The organism is Lentibacillus cibarius (genome assembly GCF_005887555.1).
Lineage (GTDB): Bacteria > Bacillota > Bacilli > Bacillales > Amphibacillaceae > Lentibacillus > Lentibacillus cibarius.
In genome coordinates, this window is record NZ_VCIA01000001.1 from 2,219,241 (window position 1) to 2,239,600 (window position 20,360).

Annotated in this window: 20 protein-coding genes and 1 pseudogene; 17 read left to right on the forward strand and 4 right to left on the reverse strand. The window is 42.9% G+C overall.

What is annotated here, in order from left to right:
- Window positions 1–16 precede the first annotated feature (16 nt).
- On the forward strand, window positions 17–1,846 hold the full coding sequence (gene typA, locus FFL34_RS10790) for a translational GTPase TypA (RefSeq protein WP_138603453.1): 1,830 nt from the start codon (window positions 17–19) through the stop codon (window positions 1,844–1,846).
- Window positions 1,847–2,110: 264 nt separating this feature from the next.
- On the opposite strand, the gene FFL34_RS10795 is transcribed toward typA, so the two are convergent.
- A complete protein-coding gene (locus FFL34_RS10795; protein WP_138603454.1) occupies window positions 2,111–2,422 on the reverse strand; it encodes a hypothetical protein in 312 nt (103 codons plus the stop codon).
- 200 nt (window positions 2,423–2,622) lie between these two features.
- Here FFL34_RS10795 and treP point away from each other — a divergent pair, with 200 nt between their 5' ends.
- The 7 genes and pseudogenes from treP to arsC all read left to right on the forward strand — a co-directional run bounded on the left by treP (window position 2,623) and on the right by arsC (window position 9,598).
- On the forward strand, window positions 2,623–4,536 hold the full coding sequence (gene treP / locus FFL34_RS10800; protein WP_138603455.1) for a PTS system trehalose-specific EIIBC component: 1,914 nt from the start codon (window positions 2,623–2,625) through the stop codon (window positions 4,534–4,536).
- A gap of 20 nt (window positions 4,537–4,556) precedes the next feature.
- Entirely contained in the window at window positions 4,557–6,215 is a 1,659-nt protein-coding gene (gene treC, locus FFL34_RS10805; RefSeq protein WP_138603456.1) for an alpha,alpha-phosphotrehalase, read from the forward strand.
- A 12-nt stretch (window positions 6,216–6,227) separates the two neighbouring features.
- Complete coding sequence (gene treR / locus FFL34_RS10810; protein WP_138603457.1) at window positions 6,228–6,941, forward strand: trehalose operon repressor; 714 nt, start codon at window positions 6,228–6,230, stop codon at window positions 6,939–6,941.
- A gap of 183 nt (window positions 6,942–7,124) precedes the next feature.
- The gene (locus tag FFL34_RS10815) at window positions 7,125–7,400 is read left to right on the forward strand and encodes a YkvA family protein (RefSeq protein ID WP_138603458.1); all 276 of its coding nucleotides are present in this window, start codon (window positions 7,125–7,127) and stop codon (window positions 7,398–7,400) included.
- A 70-nt stretch (window positions 7,401–7,470) separates the two neighbouring features.
- The gene (locus FFL34_RS10820; protein WP_138603459.1) at window positions 7,471–7,812 is read left to right on the forward strand and encodes an ArsR/SmtB family transcription factor; all 342 of its coding nucleotides are present in this window, start codon (window positions 7,471–7,473) and stop codon (window positions 7,810–7,812) included.
- Window positions 7,813–7,827: 15 nt separating this feature from the next.
- Window positions 7,828–9,131 (forward strand): annotated as a pseudogene (locus FFL34_RS10825) (arsenic transporter).
- Window positions 9,132–9,184: 53 nt separating this feature from the next.
- Window positions 9,185–9,598, forward strand: a complete 414-nt coding sequence (gene arsC / locus FFL34_RS10830) for an arsenate reductase (thioredoxin) (protein WP_138603460.1) — start codon at window positions 9,185–9,187, stop codon at window positions 9,596–9,598.
- Between the two features lie 58 nt (window positions 9,599–9,656).
- On the opposite strand, the gene FFL34_RS10835 is transcribed toward arsC, so the two are convergent.
- A complete protein-coding gene (locus tag FFL34_RS10835) occupies window positions 9,657–9,806 on the reverse strand; it encodes a YfhE family protein (protein WP_138603461.1) in 150 nt (49 codons plus the stop codon).
- Between the two features lie 294 nt (window positions 9,807–10,100).
- Between FFL34_RS10835 and FFL34_RS10840 the strand changes: the two genes are divergently transcribed.
- From FFL34_RS10840 to FFL34_RS10850, 3 genes are all read left to right on the forward strand, one after another.
- The gene (locus tag FFL34_RS10840; RefSeq protein ID WP_138603462.1) at window positions 10,101–11,258 is read left to right on the forward strand and encodes a CapA family protein; all 1,158 of its coding nucleotides are present in this window, start codon (window positions 10,101–10,103) and stop codon (window positions 11,256–11,258) included.
- A gap of 117 nt (window positions 11,259–11,375) precedes the next feature.
- Window positions 11,376–12,191, forward strand: coding sequence for a DUF368 domain-containing protein (locus tag FFL34_RS10845; protein WP_138603463.1), 816 nt, complete (start codon window positions 11,376–11,378; stop codon window positions 12,189–12,191).
- A 70-nt stretch (window positions 12,192–12,261) separates the two neighbouring features.
- Window positions 12,262–12,582, forward strand: coding sequence for a thioredoxin family protein (locus FFL34_RS10850; protein ID WP_138603464.1), 321 nt, complete (start codon window positions 12,262–12,264; stop codon window positions 12,580–12,582).
- A gap of 47 nt (window positions 12,583–12,629) precedes the next feature.
- Here the strand turns inward: FFL34_RS10850 and FFL34_RS10855 are convergent, their stop codons facing one another.
- On the reverse strand, window positions 12,630–13,262 hold the full coding sequence (locus FFL34_RS10855) for a VOC family protein (RefSeq protein WP_138603465.1): 633 nt from the start codon (window positions 13,260–13,262) through the stop codon (window positions 12,630–12,632).
- A 388-nt stretch (window positions 13,263–13,650) separates the two neighbouring features.
- On the opposite strand from FFL34_RS10855, the gene FFL34_RS10860 reads away from it, so the two are divergent.
- From FFL34_RS10860 to FFL34_RS10870, 3 genes are all read left to right on the forward strand, one after another.
- Window positions 13,651–13,926, forward strand: a complete 276-nt coding sequence (locus FFL34_RS10860; protein ID WP_138603466.1) for a glutaredoxin family protein — start codon at window positions 13,651–13,653, stop codon at window positions 13,924–13,926.
- A 67-nt stretch (window positions 13,927–13,993) separates the two neighbouring features.
- Complete coding sequence (locus FFL34_RS10865) at window positions 13,994–14,350, forward strand: YppG family protein (RefSeq protein WP_138603467.1); 357 nt, start codon at window positions 13,994–13,996, stop codon at window positions 14,348–14,350.
- 77 nt (window positions 14,351–14,427) lie between these two features.
- Complete coding sequence (locus tag FFL34_RS10870) at window positions 14,428–15,126, forward strand: alpha/beta hydrolase (RefSeq protein ID WP_138603468.1); 699 nt, start codon at window positions 14,428–14,430, stop codon at window positions 15,124–15,126.
- Between the two features lie 92 nt (window positions 15,127–15,218).
- Here FFL34_RS10870 and FFL34_RS10875 read toward each other — a convergent pair whose 3' ends face one another.
- Window positions 15,219–16,151 carry a DMT family transporter gene (locus tag FFL34_RS10875; RefSeq protein ID WP_138603469.1) on the reverse strand — a complete coding sequence of 311 codons (933 nt, stop codon included), beginning with the start codon at window positions 16,149–16,151 and terminating at the stop codon, window positions 15,219–15,221.
- Between the two features lie 425 nt (window positions 16,152–16,576).
- On the opposite strand from FFL34_RS10875, the gene FFL34_RS10880 reads away from it, so the two are divergent.
- The 3 genes from FFL34_RS10880 (at window position 16,577) to FFL34_RS10890 (ending at window position 20,295) form a co-directional block, all read left to right on the forward strand.
- A complete protein-coding gene (locus FFL34_RS10880; protein ID WP_138603470.1) occupies window positions 16,577–18,067 on the forward strand; it encodes a DEAD/DEAH box helicase in 1,491 nt (496 codons plus the stop codon).
- Between the two features lie 322 nt (window positions 18,068–18,389).
- Window positions 18,390–18,869, forward strand: coding sequence for a PH domain-containing protein (locus FFL34_RS10885; RefSeq protein WP_138603471.1), 480 nt, complete (start codon window positions 18,390–18,392; stop codon window positions 18,867–18,869).
- Window positions 18,862–20,295: a PH domain-containing protein gene (locus FFL34_RS10890; protein WP_138603472.1), complete on the forward strand. Its 1,434-nt coding sequence runs from the start codon at window positions 18,862–18,864 to the stop codon at window positions 20,293–20,295. Before FFL34_RS10885 ends, FFL34_RS10890 begins: the two co-directional genes overlap by 8 nt.
- Window positions 20,296–20,360: the final 65 nt, after the last annotated feature.

Genomic DNA, 20,360 nt, shown 5'->3' on the forward strand with positions numbered 1-20,360 from the left:
TAGAGGAGCGTACGTTATGCAATTAAGAGAAGATATCCGCAACATCGCTATTATCGCCCACGTTGACCATGGCAAGACGACACTTGTTGACCAGATGCTGAAATACTCGGGGACATTTCATGAACATGAACAAGTGGACGAACGTGCTATGGACTCGGACGATATTGAACGGGAACGAGGCATTACGATTTTGGCCAAAAATACGGCCATTCGCTATAACGACACAACGATTAACATTCTGGATACACCGGGCCACGCTGATTTTGGCGGCGAAGTTGAACGTATCATGAAAATGGTTGACGGTGTGTTATTAGTAGTAGACGCCTATGAAGGGTGCATGCCGCAGACTCGTTTTGTTTTGAAAAAGGCACTTGACCAAAAACTGACACCTATTGTCGTTCTTAATAAAATAGATCGCCCGAATGCACGCCCAAATGAGGTCATTGATGAAGTGCTGGATTTGTTTATTGAACTTGGAGCGGACGATGAACAGTTGGAGTTTCCAGTAAAATATGCATCCGCATTGAATGGAACATCAGGTGAAGAGCCGGAAGCACAAAAAGAGACGATGGAACCTGTGTTCACGGAAATTCTGGATCACATCCCGGCGCCGGCTGACACAGCAGATGAACCGCTGCAATTCCAGGTTACGCTGTTGGACTATAATGATTATGTAGGTCGAATCGGCATTGGTCGAGTTGTTCGCGGGAACATCCGCGTCGGCCAGCAAGTGGTCGTCCTGAAAAAAGACGGCTCACAGAAATCATTCCGCATCAGTAAACTATTTGGATTTATCGGCCTGAAGCGGACGGAAATCAAGGAAGCGACATCCGGTGATATTGTCGCCATCGCTGGTATGGATGATATTAATGTCGGTGAAACAATTTGCCCGCAGGATCACCCGGAAGGATTGCCTTATCTTCGTATTGATGAACCGACACTGCAGATGACATTCCTTACGAATAACAGCCCGTTTGCCGGTCGGGAAGGAAGCTATATTACGTCACGGCAAATTGAGGAGCGTCTGATGAAACAATTGGAGACCGATGTGAGTCTGCGGGTGGAACCAACAGATTCACCTGATGCCTGGACGGTTTCCGGACGCGGAGAATTGCATCTATCCATATTGATTGAAAATATGCGGCGCGAAGGCTTTGAGCTGCAATTGTCGAAACCTCAGGTCATTATCAAAGAAATCGACGGTAAAAAATGCGAACCGGTTGAACACGTGCAAGTGGATGTACCGGAAGATTATACAGGACCGGTCATGGAGTCTCTTGGAGCGCGCAAAGGTGAAATGCTCGATATGGTTAATCAGGGCAATGGTCAGGTCCGGCTGGAATTCAAGGTGCCATCACGCGGATTGATTGGGTATTCGACAGAATTTATGTCCCAGACGCGCGGTTATGGTATATTAAACCACACATTTGATGGTTATGAGCCAATCGCTAAAGGTCAAGTCGGCGGCCGCCGGGAAGGTGTGCTTGTCAGCCTTGAAAAAGGTAAAGCAACAACCTATGGCATTATGCAGCTCGAGGATCGGGGAGTTATTTTTGTCGAACCCGGGACAGATATTTATGCTGGTATGATTGTTGGCGAGCATAACCGGGAAAATGACCTGACCGTTAATATCACGAAAGAGAAACACCTTACGAACGTCCGTTCCGCAACGAAAGATCAGACAGCAACCATTCGGAAAACACGCGAATTGTCGCTGGAAGAGGCACTGCAATACTTGAACGATGACGAGTATTGTGAAGTGACACCGGATTCCATTCGTCTGCGTAAAAAGTTATTGAACAAAAATGAACGCGAAAAAGCATCGAAAAAATCGAAATTAGGATAATGAGTTAGATCTGCCCTGCCCGGCAAAAGTTGCATGTTAGCTTTTGCCGGGTTTATTTATTTAACTTCAAAAGTATAAATGATGGATGCCCTTATAATGAAAACGGTGGGAGAAGCGGGTATCAACGGAATAAGGGGGGAACATCAACGGAATGAGGGGGAACATCAACGGAATAAGGGGGGAGCATCAACGGAATAGCGGGGAACATCAACGGAATAAGGGCCAATATCAACGGAATAGCGGGAAACATCAACGGAATGAGGGTCAACATCCGGAATAGCAGGAAACATCAACGGAATAAGGGTCAATATCAACGGAATAGCGGGGAACATCAACGGAATGAGGGTCAATATCAACGGAATAGTGCGGAACATCAACAGAATAAGGGTCAATATCAACGGAATAGCGGGAAACATCAACGGAATGAGGGTCAACATCCGGAATAGCAGGAAACATCAACGGAATGAGGGTCAATATCAACGGAATAGCACGGAACATCAACGGAATGAGGGTCAATATCAACGGAATAGCGGGGAACATCAACGGAATGCAACAAGAATCAACGGTGGGCTCCATTGACAGCAAATTCAACAGCGAAGTTAAGAGATGAAAAACTGCTTTGCTTAAATTAAAACAAAGCAGTTTTTGTATATTTGAATTCAGAAACTAATTTTTCCATTTTGAAAACCCTTGCAAAACTTGTATATACAAGATATAATTTATGTATAACTTGTCTATACAGGTTGATTCAACAGTGAAAAATAGGGGGTAATCCTGTGGCGAACAATCAAGAAAGCATACTTGCACCGGTTAGCGGGCAGGTGAAAAGGCTAGAGGATGTTCCGGATCCCACATTCTCGCAAAAAATGATGGGTGATGGTTTAGCGATAGAACCAAGTGAAGGAAAAGTAGTTGCCCCGTTAAACGGTGAAGTGGTACAAGTTTTCCCGACAAAACATGCGGTCGGGATTCAGGGTGATTCAGGGGTTGAAGTTCTCATACACATTGGCTTAGACACTGTAAACATGAATGGCGAAGGATTTGAGGCCAAAGTTGGTCAAGGTGATTACGTTAAGGCGGGGGATTCGCTAATTTCATTTGACTTGGATCGTGTCCGTAAGCAAGCAAAAGGAGTCATTACACCGGTCATCATTACAAATGGTGATGCCTTGGATGCATTGGAGAAAACGGATGACGGAGAAGTAGAAGCCGGTAAATCAACGCTTCTGCAGACTAAAATGAAAACTGAGGCCGAGGGTGATACACCTGTTGCATCATCCGGTGAATATGGCGATGAAGCAAAAGCTATCGTTCGTGCACTTGGCGGCGAGGAGAATATTAGCGTTGCAACCCATTGTGTGACCAGACTTCGATTTGCTTTAAATAGTAATGATGAAGTGGATAAATCTAAACTGGAAAGTCTAGATATTGTTAAAGGATCATTTCTGGCAAACGGACAATTTCATGTAGTGATCGGGCAAGGTACCGTTGATAAAGTATACGCTGCCATAGTTAATGAAACAGGGATAGGTGAAGCGACGAAAGCAGATGTCAAAGCGGCTACAGGTGAAAAGCAAAATCCGCTACAGCGTGGTATCAAAGTGCTAGCTGATATTTTCATCCCTATCTTGCCTGCCATCGTAACAGCCGGTTTATTAATGGGTATTAATAACATTTTGGCTAACCCAGGAATTTTTTACGATGAGCAATCATTTATCGATGTGCACCAGGAATGGGCCGGCATTGCTAATATGATTAATATTATCGCTAATACCGCATTTACATTTTTGCCTGCCTTAATCGGTTGGTCTGCGGTGAAGCGATTCGGTGGAAACGAACTGCTTGGTGTTGTACTTGGTCTAATTATGGTTCATCCGGATTTATTGAATGCATGGTCATATGGTGATGCACTTGAAGAAGGAACTATCCCAACCTGGAACTTGTTTGGATGGGAGATTGACAAAATAGGTTATCAGGGTCAGGTGTTGCCGGTTTTATTTGCATCATGGCTGCTGGCGAAAATAGAAATGTTCCTTAAAAAACGTGTAATCGACTCATTGCAGTTGTTAATTGTTGCTCCGATTGCCCTTTTAGTAACAGGCTTTCTGACGTTTATCATCATTGGCCCGGTTACATTTGCAATTGGTAACTGGATAACAGACGGACTGGTTGCATTGTTTGATCAATATGCTGTTCTTGGCGGTCTCGTTTATGGAGCGGTTTATGCTCCGCTCGTTATTACTGGTATGCATCACACGTTCCTGGCTGTTGACTTGCAGCTGATTGGTAGTACGGGAACAACATTCTTGTGGCCGATTCTTGCTTTATCCAATATTGCGCAGGGTTCTGCTGCACTTGCTATTATGCTGGCAACGAAAGATGAGAAGTTAAAAGGCTTGTCCGGAACATCCGGCTTGTCAGCATATTTAGGTATTACTGAACCAGCGATGTTTGGTGTTAATTTACAATATAAATTTCCATTTATCGCAGCAGTGATTGGTTCAACCGTTGCTGGTGGATTTATTACAATGCAGCATGTACAGGCTTCATCAGTAGGTGTCGGCGGTGTCCCTGGTATATTATCTATTGTTCCGGGCGGGTGGTTAGCATTCGGTATAGGTATGGCTATCGTCATCGTTTTGCCATTTGCTATCACCTACTTTATGGCCTTACGTAAACTTAATAAATAATAGAACGAGGGGTGTTTCGGATGAACGAAGCATGGTGGCAAAAAGCTACTGTATACCAGATATATCCAAAGAGCTTTAATGATACAACGGGTAATGGAATGGGTGATCTGCAAGGGATTATTCAAAGGCTTGATTATATTAAGAAATTAGGGGTTGATGTCATTTGGCTGACCCCTGTCTACAGGTCCCCTCAGAATGATAACGGTTATGACATCAGTGATTATTTTTCCATCGAACCGGCATACGGAACAATGGAAGATTTTGAGCAACTGCTTGAAGAAACGCATGCGCGAGGGATGAAGCTGATCATGGACCTTGTGATTAACCATACGTCGACCGAACACGAATGGTTCAGAAAAGCAGCAGCATCCAAAGACAATCCTTATCGTGATTACTATATTTGGAAAGATCCGCGTGATGGTGGTCCACCGAACAATTGGCAATCTAAATTCGGTGGGTCAGCATGGCAATATGATGAGAAGACAGGCCAGTATTATCTCCATTTATTTGATACGACGCAAGCGGATTTAAACTGGGAAAATGAACAACTTCGATCTGAGCTGTATGATATGATGCGTTTTTGGGCGAAAAAAGGGATTGACGGTTTCCGCCTTGACGTGATTAATTTAATATCTAAAAACCAGCAGTTTCCAGACGATGATACTGGTGATGGTCGGAAATTTTATACGGATGGACCACGAATTCACGATTATTTGCATGAAATGAACCAGGCAATATTTTCTCCCTATAATATGATGACGGTCGGCGAAATGTCATCAACAACGCTGGACAATTGTGTGTTATACACTAGACCAGAACGACAGGAACTTAATATGACCTTCCAGTTTCATCATTTGAAAGTAGATTACCCAAATGGTGAAAAATGGACGCTGGCTCCATTCGATTTTTCAGCGCTAAAGAAAATCCTTTCTAAATGGCAAGAAGGAATGCATGCGGGTGGGGGATGGAATGCATTGTTCTGGTGCAATCACGATCAGCCGCGTGCGGTTTCACGTTTTGGTGATGATGGTAAATACCATACCGAATCAGCTAAAATGCTTGCTACGACATTACACATGATGAAAGGCACACCGTATATTTACCAGGGTGAGGAACTCGGGATGACCAATCCTGGCTTTACCCGGATAGAGGATTATAGGGATGTTGAATCGCTTAACGCATATAAGATACTGCGCAAAGAAGGAAAAAGCAAGCAGGAAATCATGAGCATTTTAAAGCAAAAATCCCGTGATAATTCAAGAACACCGATGCAATGGTCTGCGAAAAAGCATGCCGGTTTTTCCGAAGTAGAACCATGGATTCCAGTAGCGGAAAATTATGAGACAATCAACGCGGAAAATGCGCTGAATAATCCTGACTCCATTTTTTTTCACTATCAAAAACTGGCTGATTTACGTAGAAAGTATGATATCATAACATATGGGGATTATCAGTTATTGCTGGAAGATGACGAAAGGATTTTTGCCTACAAACGCAGATGGAACGGCGAAACATTACTTGTCGTCAGTAATTTTTATGGAGAAAACGCTACTGTATCAATGGACATGGATCGAACAACGAATGCTCATGTACTATTGTCGAATTATCCGGATACCAATCACACATTTGAAAAACTCGTGTTAAGACCATATGAATCGATTGTGTACTATATTAAGTAATGGGGTTTGTCTATGCAAAAGTATTTAACCATTTACTACGATCTCGTAAATAAAATTGAAACAAAACAATGGGCCGAATCATCTATGCTGCCATCAGAACACGAACTTACAGAAATGTATGAGACATCCCGTGAGACCATTCGTAAGGCATTGAATTTACTGGCGCAGGAAGGGTATATTCAAAAAGTCCGAGGCAAGGGGTCGGTTGTCATTGATGTGGATAAGTTTGACTTTCCTGTGTCCGGTATTGCCAGCTTTAAGGAAATGGAACGAAAGTTGAATCTATCCACTAAAACAATCGTAAATGAATTGACACTGGTCGAGGCTGATCATGAGCTTAAATCGAAACTGCAGGTGAAACTTCATGATCCGGTATGGAAAGTGGTTCGCGTAAGAGAGATATCAAAGGAAAAAATTATTCTCGATAAAGATTATATAAACCACGATATCGTTCCGGTATTAACAAAGGAAATATGTGAAGACTCCATTTATCATTATCTCGAAAATGACTTGCAGCTTCATATTAGTTTTGCAAGAAAAGAAATTATTGTTGAGAAACCGACGGAAGAAGATCGGGCCTTATTAGATTTGGAAGGTCACTCGAACATCGTTGTCATCAAAAGCTACGTATATCTGGACGATGCAAGTCTGTTCCAATATACGGAATCACGGCACCGTCCGGATAAATTTCGGTTTACGGATTTTGCCCGGCGGTTGAAAAGCTAATTATCTGATAAGTTGAAGGGACATCCATTTGAGAAGGAAAAAGAGGCTTTTCATCATACACTGGTGAGAAGCCTTTGGAATTATTTCTATTTACTGGCTTGTACCCTGGACGTTGCTTTAATACTATCATTCTGTTGCATTCACTCCGACAAGTGGTATCTATATGTTGCAGGGGGCTTAGACATGCACAAGCTTTTTAAACGGATTCGGTTTTTGTTTACATTTCATAAATCTATTCCTTTTTTGAAGGATTTTTTCCTTTCCGGGGAAGTGAAGGTACGGACTAAAATTCTTTATCTGTTATTGATCATTGGTTATGGTATATTTCCGTTTGACCTTATTCCGGATTTTATCTTAGTGTTTGGAATCTTTGATGATATAACTGTAGCTGTTTTTCTGTTGCAGCGAATGATCCATGCTGCACCGGATTCTTTAAAAGAAAAACATGGTTTCGAATGATTGCAAGACGGGGTGTACATTTTATATAATTATATAAGCAATTAATTATATAATGAAATGGAGGTATTCTGTGGAACAGGCTGAGATGAGTGTGGGAGAGGCTGCCGCGATTTTGAAATTACTCGGCGATCGTACACGTTTATCGATCGTTTTACTTCTCCATCATAAGCGACGCTGTGTATGTGAGCTTGTGGAAGCTTTGGAAATGTCACAGCCGTCGATCAGTCAACATTTGCGGAAATTGCGTGATGCCCATGTGGTATTGGAAGATAGGCAAGGGCAATGGATTTATTATACATTGAACACAACTGCCGTCTTTTTCCCGCTGGTGGAACGTATACTGGCATTTATACCAGAGCGTGAAACCTTGACCAAGAAGATGGGTGACGCAAAAACGAACCATCAATGTTAAAACAGCATAGGAGGAATGTATTTGGATTTACAGACGGTTTTAGCAATTATTATTTTCCTAGTGACGCTTGTTCTGATCATTTGGCAGCCTAAAAATCTCGGAATCGGCTATACAGCCTGTTTTGCTGCCCTCATTGCACTAGCTGTTGGGGTCGTTTCTTTTGATGATGTCATCGCTGTTACCGGCATCGTCTGGAATGCGACACTGGCGTTTGTGGCGATTATCATGATATCACTCGTATTGGATGAAATTGGCTTCTTTGAATGGGCGGCGCTCCACATGGCGAAGATTGCAGGTGGCAATGGCTTGAAGATGTTTTTGTACATATCCGTTCTGGGGGCTGTCGTTGCGGCATTGTTTGCCAATGACGGAGCAGCACTTATTCTGACGCCAATTGTCTTGGCCATGGTCCGTGCGCTTCATTTCCGTGATGCATTTATTTTGCCATTTATTATGGCGAGTGGGTTTATTGCTGATACGACATCACTGCCGTTTGTTGTCAGTAATCTCGTTAATATTGTTTCGGCAGACTTTTTTGGGATTGGCTTTTTGGAGTATGCACACGCATGATTATTCCGAATCTGTTTTCATTGACGGCAAGCATTTTGGTTCTTTTCCTCTTTTTCCGGAAAGATATCCCTGGAAACTACAATGTTGATGCATTGAAAACTCCGCGTAACGTGATTAAGGATGAAAAAATGTTCCGGCTGGCTTGGCTTGTACTTGCGGTATTAGTCATCGGTTATTTCATGAGTGAGTTTGCCAGCATTCCAGTTTCATTTATTGCGGGAGTTATTGCTATTATCTTTTTACTACTTGGACGTAGCAGTAAGGCTGTGGAAACAGTCAAAGTCATCAAGGGGGCCCCGTGGGATATCGTATTTTTTTCATTGGGCATGTATGTTGTGGTCTATGGACTGCGCAATGTTGGGCTGACGGATTTGCTTGCGGATGTTCTTCATATGGCAGCTGAACAGGGGCTATTCGCTGCAACGATGACAATGGGATTCATCGCTGCCATCCTGTCATCCGTTATGAATAATATGCCTACCGTAATGATTGATGCACTGGCCATTGCAGATACGAATGCAACGGGTGTACTGAAAGAAGGACTGATTTATGCCAACGTCATCGGCAGTGACCTTGGTCCGAAGATTACACCGATCGGCTCGTTGGCTACCCTGCTCTGGTTGCATGTTTTGCGGACGAAAGGCGTCAACATCTCATGGGGATATTACTTCAAAGTTGGTATTGTTCTTACTGTACCGACGTTGTTTATAACACTTATCGGACTGTATCTGACATTGTTGTTGTTGTAGAATCGGTGGTGGGAACACAAGCCAACCTTTATCACAAAGGAGATTGAACCATCATGGCAAAACCAATTTTATATTTTTTGTGTACGGGAAATTCCTGTAGGAGCCAAATAGCAGAAGGTTTCGGCAAAAAACACCTTAGTAAGTGGGATGTCCGGAGTGCAGGAATAGAGGCACATGGCTTAAACCCACTTGCAGTAAAAGTAATGGCGGAAGCAGGTGTCGACATTTCAAACCAGGAATCAAGCACGATTGATCCGGAAACACTCAACAGCGCTGAATTGGTCGTTACTTTATGCGGCGATGCGCGGGATCGTTGTCCGACGACACCACCCCATGTACGAAAAGCGCATTGGGGGTTTGATGATCCGGCAAAAGCTGAAGGACCTGAGGCGGAACGTTGGGCGGTTTTCCAGCGTGTACGGGATGAAATTGAACAGCGGATTGTTCATTTTAAAGAGGAAGGGTAAATAAGGTAAGGGATGCATGATTTTTTCATCGCATCCCTCATTTTTTATAGGACTCTCTTTAATTTGCTTGTTCCTGTTTAGCTTCTTTGACTTTTTGTCTGCGAAAGTTACCGGCGATATCTGCTTGCTTGAATGCTTTTGTAAAGTGTACCTCCTGTGCGTCTGTTAGCTGTATATCTTTTGTTGGCTGATATTGCGTATTTCCCATGGTAATCTCCCTTTCCTTTAATAAATTTTAGTAGGCTGTTCCCGGTGTGAATACTGATAAACATAGTGAATTACCATTTAGAAGCTGCCTTCATTTTGAAAAACGCCAGCGTTTGGCTCGGAATCGCCAAAGTTTGAGATGAAAACACCAAAGTTTGAAACAAAAACGCCAGACTTTGTATTGAAATCGCCAAAGTTTAAGATGGAACCGCTACGAATTCCGGTAACAGTAGGAATGCCGATCATAATTCTTTTTCTTATGTTATGATTAGAAAAAAACTAAGGGGTAAGTGTAATGAAATGGGGTCAATCTGTCTGGATTTTAGTTGTCCTCGCTGCATGCTTAGTTTTGACAGCATGCACTGGTAATGAGCCGGAACAATCGGATAATCCAGTAAAAAAACCGGAAAAAGAAAAACGGCAAAAGTCTAAAGTCATCCACCAGGAGATTACACTGTCTGCAGTCGGTGATATCTTGATACATGACACCGTCTATGAAGATGGCCGCACTGCTAATGGGGGATATGACTTTAAGCCGATGCTGAAGCGGGTAAAACCGTATTTAAATGATACAACGATTACGTTCGCTAATCAGGAAACAATGATCGGCGGTGAAGTGTTAGGGTTGTCATCGTATCCAACGTTTAACAGTCCTTATGCCGTTGGGGATGCCTTGAAGGATGCCGGTGTGGACGTTGTTTCAATGGCGAATAATCATACATTGGATGGCGGGGAAGAGGCCATCATGAATGCTATTGAACACTGGGAGAATATCGATATGATGTATACGGGTGCGTATAAGGACGAAGCAGACCGTGAACAGATTCGGGTATACAAGACGGAAGAAGGCATTTCCGTGGCGTTTTTAGCGTACACGTATGGTACAAATGGCATTCCTGTCCCGGGCGGTAAAGACTATTTGGTCAATTTAATTGATAAACAGCACATGGCTAGCCGGATTAAGGAAGCAAAGCACCAGGCAGATGCCGTTGTGCTAAGTCTTCATTATGGCAACGAATATGAGCGCATGCCGAGTAAGGAACAGCAGGAACTTGTTCAGTTTGCGGCTGACAATGGTGTTCAAGTTGTATTAGGTCACCATCCACACGTCCTGCAGCCAGTTGACTGGGTTGAGGGGGAAAATGGTAATCGAACGCTTGCCATTTATTCATTGGGAAACTTCTTATCCGGACAGGATGAATTCTACCGCCGAATCGGTGGCATTTTTAAATTTTCCATTGATAAAACAATGAAAGATGAAAAGGAAACGATTCAAATAAAGGCGCCAAAATTCATACCGACATTTGTGAAAGTCCACAACTGGGCTAATTACGAAGTCGCCCCGATGTATCAGTTGACCAATGACGAACTAGCAAATGCTGAAAAACACTATAGGGAAATCAAGCATCATATGTCGCAATGGGTACCGGAACTGGAGTTTATTGAGGAATAGATACGTGACGTGAGTAGGCTCTGGGATGTTTAGCAAAAAATTTCATGGGATTTGCAAGCATCATTTGGTATGATTATCTTATGATGTTATAAGTGTGCTGGACAAGGGAGAATTTTTATGGAATGGAAAAATATTTATCGTGGTATGCTGATGGGAGCGAGTGATGTTATCCCTGGTGTAAGTGGTGGAACCATTGCAGTTTTACTTGGGATTTACGACCGGCTGATTGCAGCTATTAACGGCTTCTTGAGCAAGAATTGGAAAGAACAATTGGGGTTTCTAATTCCACTTGGTACAGGAATTGTTATTGCTATATTCTCACTGAGTCATCTGATTGAGTGGCTATTTGATCATTATCCGAAGCCACTACAGTTTTTCTTTTTAGGACTGATTCTTGGTATCTTACCATACTTATTTCGCCAAGCGGATGCCAAACATACATTCCGTGCGAGACATGTACTTATCTTGGTGATCGGTGCAGTCATCGTGGGTTTGCTAGCCTTTATAAGTGCAAATGAAGGGACTGCTATCCAGGATAAAACACTGTCGACGTATATTTGGCTCCTGTTTTCCGGCTTTCTGGCGAGTTCTGCGATGGTATTACCCGGAATTAGCGGTTCGCTTATTTTGCTGATACTTGGTGTCTTTAAAACGGTCATGGCCGGAATTAGCAATTTGCAGCTGGACGTTATTGTTACAGTTGGTATCGGAATAGTATTAGGTGTTATGGTGATGAGTAAAATCATACATTTTTTTCTGGCCCATTATCGAATTGCCACGTTCGCCTTTGTAACCGGGTTGGTAATCGGCTCGCTGGCGGTTGTCTTTCCGGGATGGCCGGCAACTAATTCCCTCGTATTGGTTAGTGTTGTCACCTTTGCACTTGGTCTGGCGGCAGCTTATATACTTGGGAAAATTGAATATGAAGATTGAACAAACTATAGGACAAATGAATCTATAAAAGGTAAAATGGAATTAGAAGAAATGAAGGGGGTGTTTGAGGTTGAAACACATTGAAACAGAAGAACAATTCAATGACATCATCCAATCGGATCAACCGGTTATTGTAAAGTTTTTTGCGAACTGGTGCCCTGATTGTAAACGGATGGATATGTTTATTGGGGATGTCATGGAAGAATTTAATAATTATAACTGGTACGAAATCAACAGTGATGAAGTGAAAGGTATTGCGCAAAAGTGTGAAGTGATGGGTATCCCGAGCATTCTGATTTTTAAAGATGGGGAAAAACTCGCACACCAGCACAGTGCCGATACAAAAACACCTGAATCAGTCAGTACGTTTCTTCATCAGCAACTTGGTTAATTAAAAATCACTCCTCTTATGGGGAGTGATTTTTAATGATAAAGACCCTAGCCATAGCTAATGGAAAAGTTCAAGCCATTAGAAAGCTGTAAATCAGCATTTGCCAGATGTGCAGTGTCATTAGAAAACGACAGCTGATAAATGGAAGCAAAATTACTTGGATCTTTAATATTGGTAGAAATCAAGTGAATCGCTTTGTTATTGATTAGGCTGTCGCTCTGTGGAGTGTTTTTTTCCTTCCCCCACTCAATTAAAAATGGCAGCACATCGTTACCGTATTCCGGGAACAGCATCCGCCACTCCAGAAGGCTGCCATCCGGTCGTTCTCGGCTTCCGGGAACGGGGCCTGTGAACGGAACGGATAAAGATTGGAGATTTTCGATAAAGTCGTTCATCTGTTCCGTCCGTAGCGCATATTGGATTACCCCTTCAATACCTTCTTCAAACCTCCTGACAAGCAATTGAACCAATGGATTATCTGACTGTGCTGCGATTACTTCGTTGTAAATCCCGAGCCATTCGATATAGCAGTCATTACGAAAGTACGCCAAATAGTTATACGTCCCCCAATTGTCGTGCTTGCCTCCTTTAATAATGGTGACACCGTGTTCATTTCCGAAATCTTTTGCCGCTTGTTCCGGATCTCTTGCGGCAATCACAATATGATCGATAGCAAGCATATGAATTCCTCCCTTTTAATCTTATCTTACTGCTTAATAGAGGTTTCGCTCAAGTTGTCACAAAATCGGATCAGGTTCACAAATCTACGTAAGTCCCAACGAATACACACGGCATATGTGATGTAAATCATAGCGACAAAAAATAGGATGGCGTATGGTTAGTATGAGGCTGGGATGCCTCTGCTCTTTTTAAATATGCAAGATGGCGGTATACTTGCATAACATACGGTAATAATCCGCCAGAACAGCAGCTCTTTTTCTCGATAAAAGGAGTTGCTGTTTTTTTGCATCTGTCGGTATACCGAATAGTCGTGTTTTAATTGTCATAGAAGCGGGTAAAGGGGAGCGTGTAGTAATAAATACCTAAACAGCTAAGGAGGACACAATCATGATTGGTCAGCGTGTTGTTGTGTATATTAATGATAACAGCCCGGATTGCAAGAAATTGTTGAATGAGCTGAACTATTGGCAGATTGGTTATGAAACAAGGAATGTATCAAAGAATAGGAGATATATGGAGTACCTTCAGGAGAACGGTATCTTTGGCACACCCGCCACCATTGTGAATGACCAGATGATTTTAGGGTCACAAATTAACAAAATTAAACGGGAGCTGGGCATGATGCGGCAGCAATCGTATGGAAACGTATCGAATAACTGGTGAACATGCACGGTTGTTTCTGTTTAGCATAGACATAAACTAAGACATCAATTAAAAGGAGGTGTGCGTCATGTTCCGGAAAAACAATCCATACTGGCCACCTTTCGATCACTATATGGACGGCTCCCCGAATGCAATGAATAATTACAATTACTATCCTCCCAGTCACCCAACGCCATTTGAATTGTATGCCAAGCCAAAACAACCGATGCCTCAGGATCCGTATGCAATGAATCATTACACGTCCGGTTCGATGCCCACGCAAGGTAATCTGCTCCAATATTTCAAGGATGATAATGGTGAACTTGATTATGGGAAAATGCTGTCGACGGCTCAACAAGCGGCAAAAACGGCTCAGCAGTTATCGCCGGTTGTCAAGGAAGTGCATTCCATTATAAAACAAATGAATTCAGGTGCCCGGTACTGACAGGCATTGGGGCACCTGTCATAATGAAGCTGTGAAAGGGGAAATATAAAGTATATCGTGTAATGAGGAGAATGGATATGATAGGATGTTTAATCATACATGGGTATACTGGTGGTCCACATGAAGTTGAGCCATTGGCAGCATATTTGCGCGAACACACCAATTGGGAAGTGGAAGTGCCGACACTGCCCGGACATGGTAAGAACCTGGAACTGGCTCATGTCACGCACACAGCCTGGCTTGATGCGGCGGAAAATGAACTGGAGCATATGAAGGCAAAGACTGATAAGCTTTATTTGATTGGTTTTTCCATGGGTGGAATGATTGCAGCATATTTGGCTTCAAAGCATGACATCGAAAAATTAGTGCTCCTAGCTCCGGCTAGAAAGTACCTGTCGTTCTTGAAAATGGTTAAGGAAGTAAAAGGTGTACTTATGGATGTGTTTAAAGGAAAAATAGGTGAGAATCGTTTTCTGAAGCATTATAAAAACAAATGGCGGGATGTCCCGTTCAAGGCAAACTTAGAATTTTTAAAGCTGGTAAATTTCACAAGAAGACACCTTGCTAAAGTACAAGTACCTGTATTAATAGCTCAGGGCCTGCAGGATATGATGGTTCCATACAAAACAGTTCACCGTTTGGACAGGGAGATTATGTCAGACCAGAAGGAAGTGGTGTTATTTGACCGGTCCAAACATTTGCTTTGCCTTGGTGACGACAAAGATACACTCAATGCAATGGTTTATCAATTCTTGACAGAGGAAGATAGCAATTGAAAAGGGAGAGGAGCCGCACGGAAGACATGCTCCTCATTTTGTTCATACTTAATTTTTAAGGGAGAAATGACTAATCCACAATAACAGATTTTTTAATCCATGTATGACCGTTCAGTATTCGAGTGTTTTCTCGATAATGTCACTTTCCGTTTTTTCGTTGTGCTCATGATGAATAAAAACAGGCCGACGAGTACAATGGTTCCACCAAGCCACTGAGACGATGTAACGGTCTCGCCCAGTATGAAATAGGCCAGAATAGATGCCCCGACAGGTTCGAAAACAACGCCCATTGATATGGTAGCAGTACTAAGCCATTTCAAGGCCCAATTGAACAATGTGTGGCCGAAAAACGTCGGGAATATAGCAAGTCCAAGAAAGACGAGCCAATGATCTGCAGGATAACCAAAAAATGGATTCTGCCCGATCAAATTATAGACAATGAGCGTCACCGAACTGATGCCATATACAACAAATGTGTATGTCATTAACGATAAACGTTTTCGCACCTGTTGTCCCACGAGTAAATATCCGGTGACTAAAACTGCTCCAAGAAGTGCCAGCATGTCCCCGAATAGGGCGACCCCGCTTATCTGAAAATCTCCCCAGCTAATGATTACACTCCCTAAAAGGGCAATGATCATGCTGATAATTGCTCCATAGGAAAATCGCTCCTTGAAGAAGAGATAGGTCCCTAAAAATGCGAAGATCGGCTGCAGTGTGACAAGCACAACCGAGCTTGCCACCGATGTATAATCCAGAGATTCGAACCAGACAATAAAATGAAACGCTAGGAAAATGCCCGCCATTACGGAAAGCAGCCAATCCTTTCCTTGTATGTATTTAAACTCATGCCGATATTTTAAAAGGACAACCGGTGCCATTAGGATGACTGCAAGCAGCAGGCGATAATTAGCGATAATTGCTGCAGGTGCTTGATTAGCCAATTTGACGAGAATCGCTGATGTTGAACCAGCGATAACACCAGTTACCACCGCTATATATGGATTGAACGGAGGGATTCGCATTATTTATCCTCCTTATAAGTTGTTGGTTATGCAATCTTGTTTAACCCGCAAACTGGCTGTAAGTTCCCACTTCAAGCATATGGCGAGGTATAAGAGGGGCTGAACTGCCAGTAAATGCCCAGAACTGTTTTCTGCATAACTCATGGACAAGGGATAAAAATCCCACACGGAGCTTCACTTTATTTTATCATGCTTCATTTGAAAAATCATATAAGAAGTAGTGGATATTACGCAAATGGATGTGTTAAGATAAAATAGCTGTTATTTTATGGATGAGACTTCTGCTAAGGGCCCCTTTTCCATTCATTGGGGGAGCCTTTTTTAAAAGATAAACAATAAAACTTTTGTGATGGATTTTAAAAGCAGGACTTTTGAACAACGCTAAATGTATTACTTTCAAATTAAAGAAGGAGTAGAGGAACAAGGTGACAACATTTAATGAACTAAACATATCACAACCCATTATGAAGGCATTGGAGAAAATGGGATTTGAGGAAGCAACGCCTATCCAGGCGGAAACGATTCCGTCTGCCTTAGAGGGTAATGATGTAATTGGACAAGCACAGACCGGTACAGGAAAAACAGCGGCATTCGGCATACCATTGCTTGAAAAAATCGATTCCAGCCAAAGGAAAATACAAGCGTTAATCGTAGCGCCTACAAGAGAGCTGGCGATTCAGGTTGCTGAAGAAATTAATCGTCTTGGTAAAGGAAAAGGGATCCGAACGATTTCAGTATTCGGCGGCCAGCACATGGAACGGCAAATAAAGGCACTGAAAGATGGTCCGCAAGTAGTAGTTGCAACACCCGGACGACTGCTTGACCATATGCGCAGGAAAACGATTAGAACTGACAACGTACAAACGGCTGTGCTGGATGAAGCAGACGAAATGCTGAATATGGGATTCATCGACGACATTCGGGACATCTTGAAGAATATTCCGGCAGAGCGGCAAACACTTTTATTTTCAGCTACCATGCCTAAGGAAATTCGGGATATTGCAACGAATCTGATGAATAACCCGAAAGAAGTAAAAGTAAAGGCAAAGGAAATGACGGTTGAAAATATCGATCAGTACTTTATTGAGATTCCGGAAAAGCATAAATTTGACACACTGACCAATCATTTAGATATTTATGCGCCTGGACTAGCCATTGTATTTGCCCGTACGAAAAAACGTGTCGACGAAGTAACAGATGGACTGCAGACAAGAGGTTTTCGTGCGGAAGGTATTCATGGGGATTTGACCCAGGGAAAACGGATGTCAGTTTTGAACAAGTTTAAAAATAACCGTGTTGACGTGTTAGTGGCTACAGATGTTGCGGCACGTGGACTCGATATTTCCGGCGTAACCCATGTTTATAACTTTGATATACCACAAGACCCGGAAGGCTACGTACACCGGATTGGCCGAACCGGAAGAGCTGGACGCGCCGGAGAAGCGATTTCGTTTATTACGCCACGCGAAATAGCACAATTACACTTGATTGAAAAAGTGACGAAAAGCAAGATGAAACGCATGGGTCCACCGACATATCAGGAAGCAAGACGCGGCCAGCAGCAAGCGGCAGCCGATAAACTGCGCCGGACGATAGATAAGAAAGACCTTCAGGAGTACCATGAAACAGCAACTGAATTGCTGCAGGATCATGATTCCGTAACTGTTGTTGCAGCTGCATTGAAAATGTTGACTAAAGAGCGGCGCAATGCCCCCGTTAACATTTCGTCCGTCCAGCCGATCAGTGTGAAAAAAGCACAACGATCCAGAGATAATAAAGGCGGAAGATCAGGCAACAAGAAGTTTTATGGTAAACGTGGACAAGGCGGTCGCTCGCAAGGAGGCCGTAACCAAGGCGGACGTAATCGCAAAGGGAATTACCAGAAACGCCAAAATAATCGTAGACCAAACAGTTAAGAAAAGGTTGTAGGAAAAAACTGAATAAATGAGTTATAAATAGCATACTTAATCACGCATTGTGATTGGTATGCTGTTTTTTATTGCAAAAATAGCTGGAGCGCTCGAACGAGGCGGAATCTCGCAAGAAAGGTCACTCATCAAGGCGATGAGCGCCCAAACGAGGCGGAATTTTGCGGTAAAGGTAACTCATTAGGCCGCGTATTTTAACAGTAGGGAAAGCCGGTTTCCGAGGTGAGTGTCATAATGGCTGAAATTTTGATATGATAAGTTCAAGAAAAATAAAGAGCTAGACAATCTTTTTGAAATGAGGAGAATTACGATGCGACAGGCACCGGTTAATCGAATTGCAGAAGATGCTGTTAAGGCATGGAAAATAACGGGCGCGATATTCGCAGGAGTACTGTGGTTAATAACTATCGGACTCTTTATAGTTTCGTATTTGCTTGAATTTACCTATTGGATTGGTGCAGTGGGAATATTAATTAGCGTACTATGCTCGTATCTCTTTGTCTTTTTGCTGCCTATACTGCGGTGGAGAAGATGGCGCTATGAAGTGTTTGAACAGGAGATTTATATTCAACACGGGATCTTGATTGTGTCGCGAACGCTTGTTCCGATGATTCGTGTCCAGCATGTAGATACAAAACAAGGACCGATTTTAAAAAAATATAAGTTAGCAAGTGTGCAGATTTCCACTGCGGCGACAACACATGAGATCCCAGCTTTGCTTGAAGAAGATGCATCCGAACTGAGGGACAGAATTTCAACATTGGCAAGGGTGGATGAAGACGATGTTTAAGGCGAAGCGATTACACCCGGCGGCGATTCTTTTTAATTTGATTAAAACGGTTCGTGAATTCCTGTTTGCAATTATTCTTGGATTTATTTCATTCCGAGATGAATCCATGTTTTATTTTCTCCTAATCACAGCAGGTTTTCTGGTCTTATTCATTATAACAAGCATCTTGACATGGTACCGCTATACATACCGGGTCGAGGATGATGAATTACGAATCGAATATGGGGTGTTCATTCGTAAAAAACGCTTTATTTCTAAGAATCGTATTCAGTCGATTGACTTAACATCCGGCGTCATTCATCGGATTTTTGGCCTGACGAAGGTCCAAATCGAAACGGCAGGTACAGGGACGGGAGCAGAGGCATCACTCAGTGCCGTCAAGATGGCTGAAGGTGAAGCGTTGAGGGAAGAGCTGAAAACGGGTGGTGCACAGCAAGTGGACAATACGGATACGGCTGATGAACACCCGGAACAAACAAACCCATCCCAAACCATCAGCTTTAAACGGTTATTTATCGCGGGAACGACATCAGGCAGTGTTGGCGTTATTTTAGCATTGGCGGTAGCCGGTTTCTCTGAACTGGAGGAGTTTATTCCGAATTCCTTTTACGACAATACGCTAGAGTGGGTAATTGGATTAGGAATCGTTATTTTAATAGTGATGGCGATTGGCGTGCTTATACTCCTCTGGCTGCTCGGGATTGCCGGAACGATGATCAAAAATGGAAACTTCACCATTACGAAAAATCATAACGAATTATTTATTACCCGTGGCCTTCTGGAGAAAAAGCAAATAACCATTCCGTTAAAACGAATTCAGGCGGTTGGCATTCAGGAAAGTATCATTAGACAGCCACTTGGTTTTGTGACTGTTTATGCGGAAGTTGCCGGTGGGTCTATGGATAAAGGGGAAGATTTTTCATCGACTCTTTTTCCAATTATGAAACGGGAAGAAGTGGAGCCATTTTTGGAAATATTTTTGCCTGATTATGGCGGAATCCAACAGGAACTAACACCGTTACCAAAACGGGCCCGCAAGTTTTATATTTTTCGCGCGTCCATCATTTTCCTGATATTGACGGCTGTTGTTGGTTTCTGGAATCCATCGTTTATTTGGATGCCGCTCGTATTACTAGTGGGAAGCATGATACTTGGAGTTATGCGCCATCGCGACGGTGGCTTTCACCAGCATGGCGAACAATTAACCATCAGGCATCGTTCGTTTAGCCGGAATACAATCATGATGTATCATAAACGAATCCAGGCATTTGAGAAGAAACAGCATAAGATTCAGTCGCAGCAGAAACTAGCGACCATGCGGCTGTCGATTATAGGAAGTATGGGCACGGGAACGCATTTTGCTATCAAGGATTTGGAAGAATCACTAACAGATGAACTAGGAGACTGGTATTCGTACCGAAGTTGACCACTGCACAAAAGGAATCGGCCATTTGAAAAACGTAATAACCAAGTTGAACAGCATACCAAATA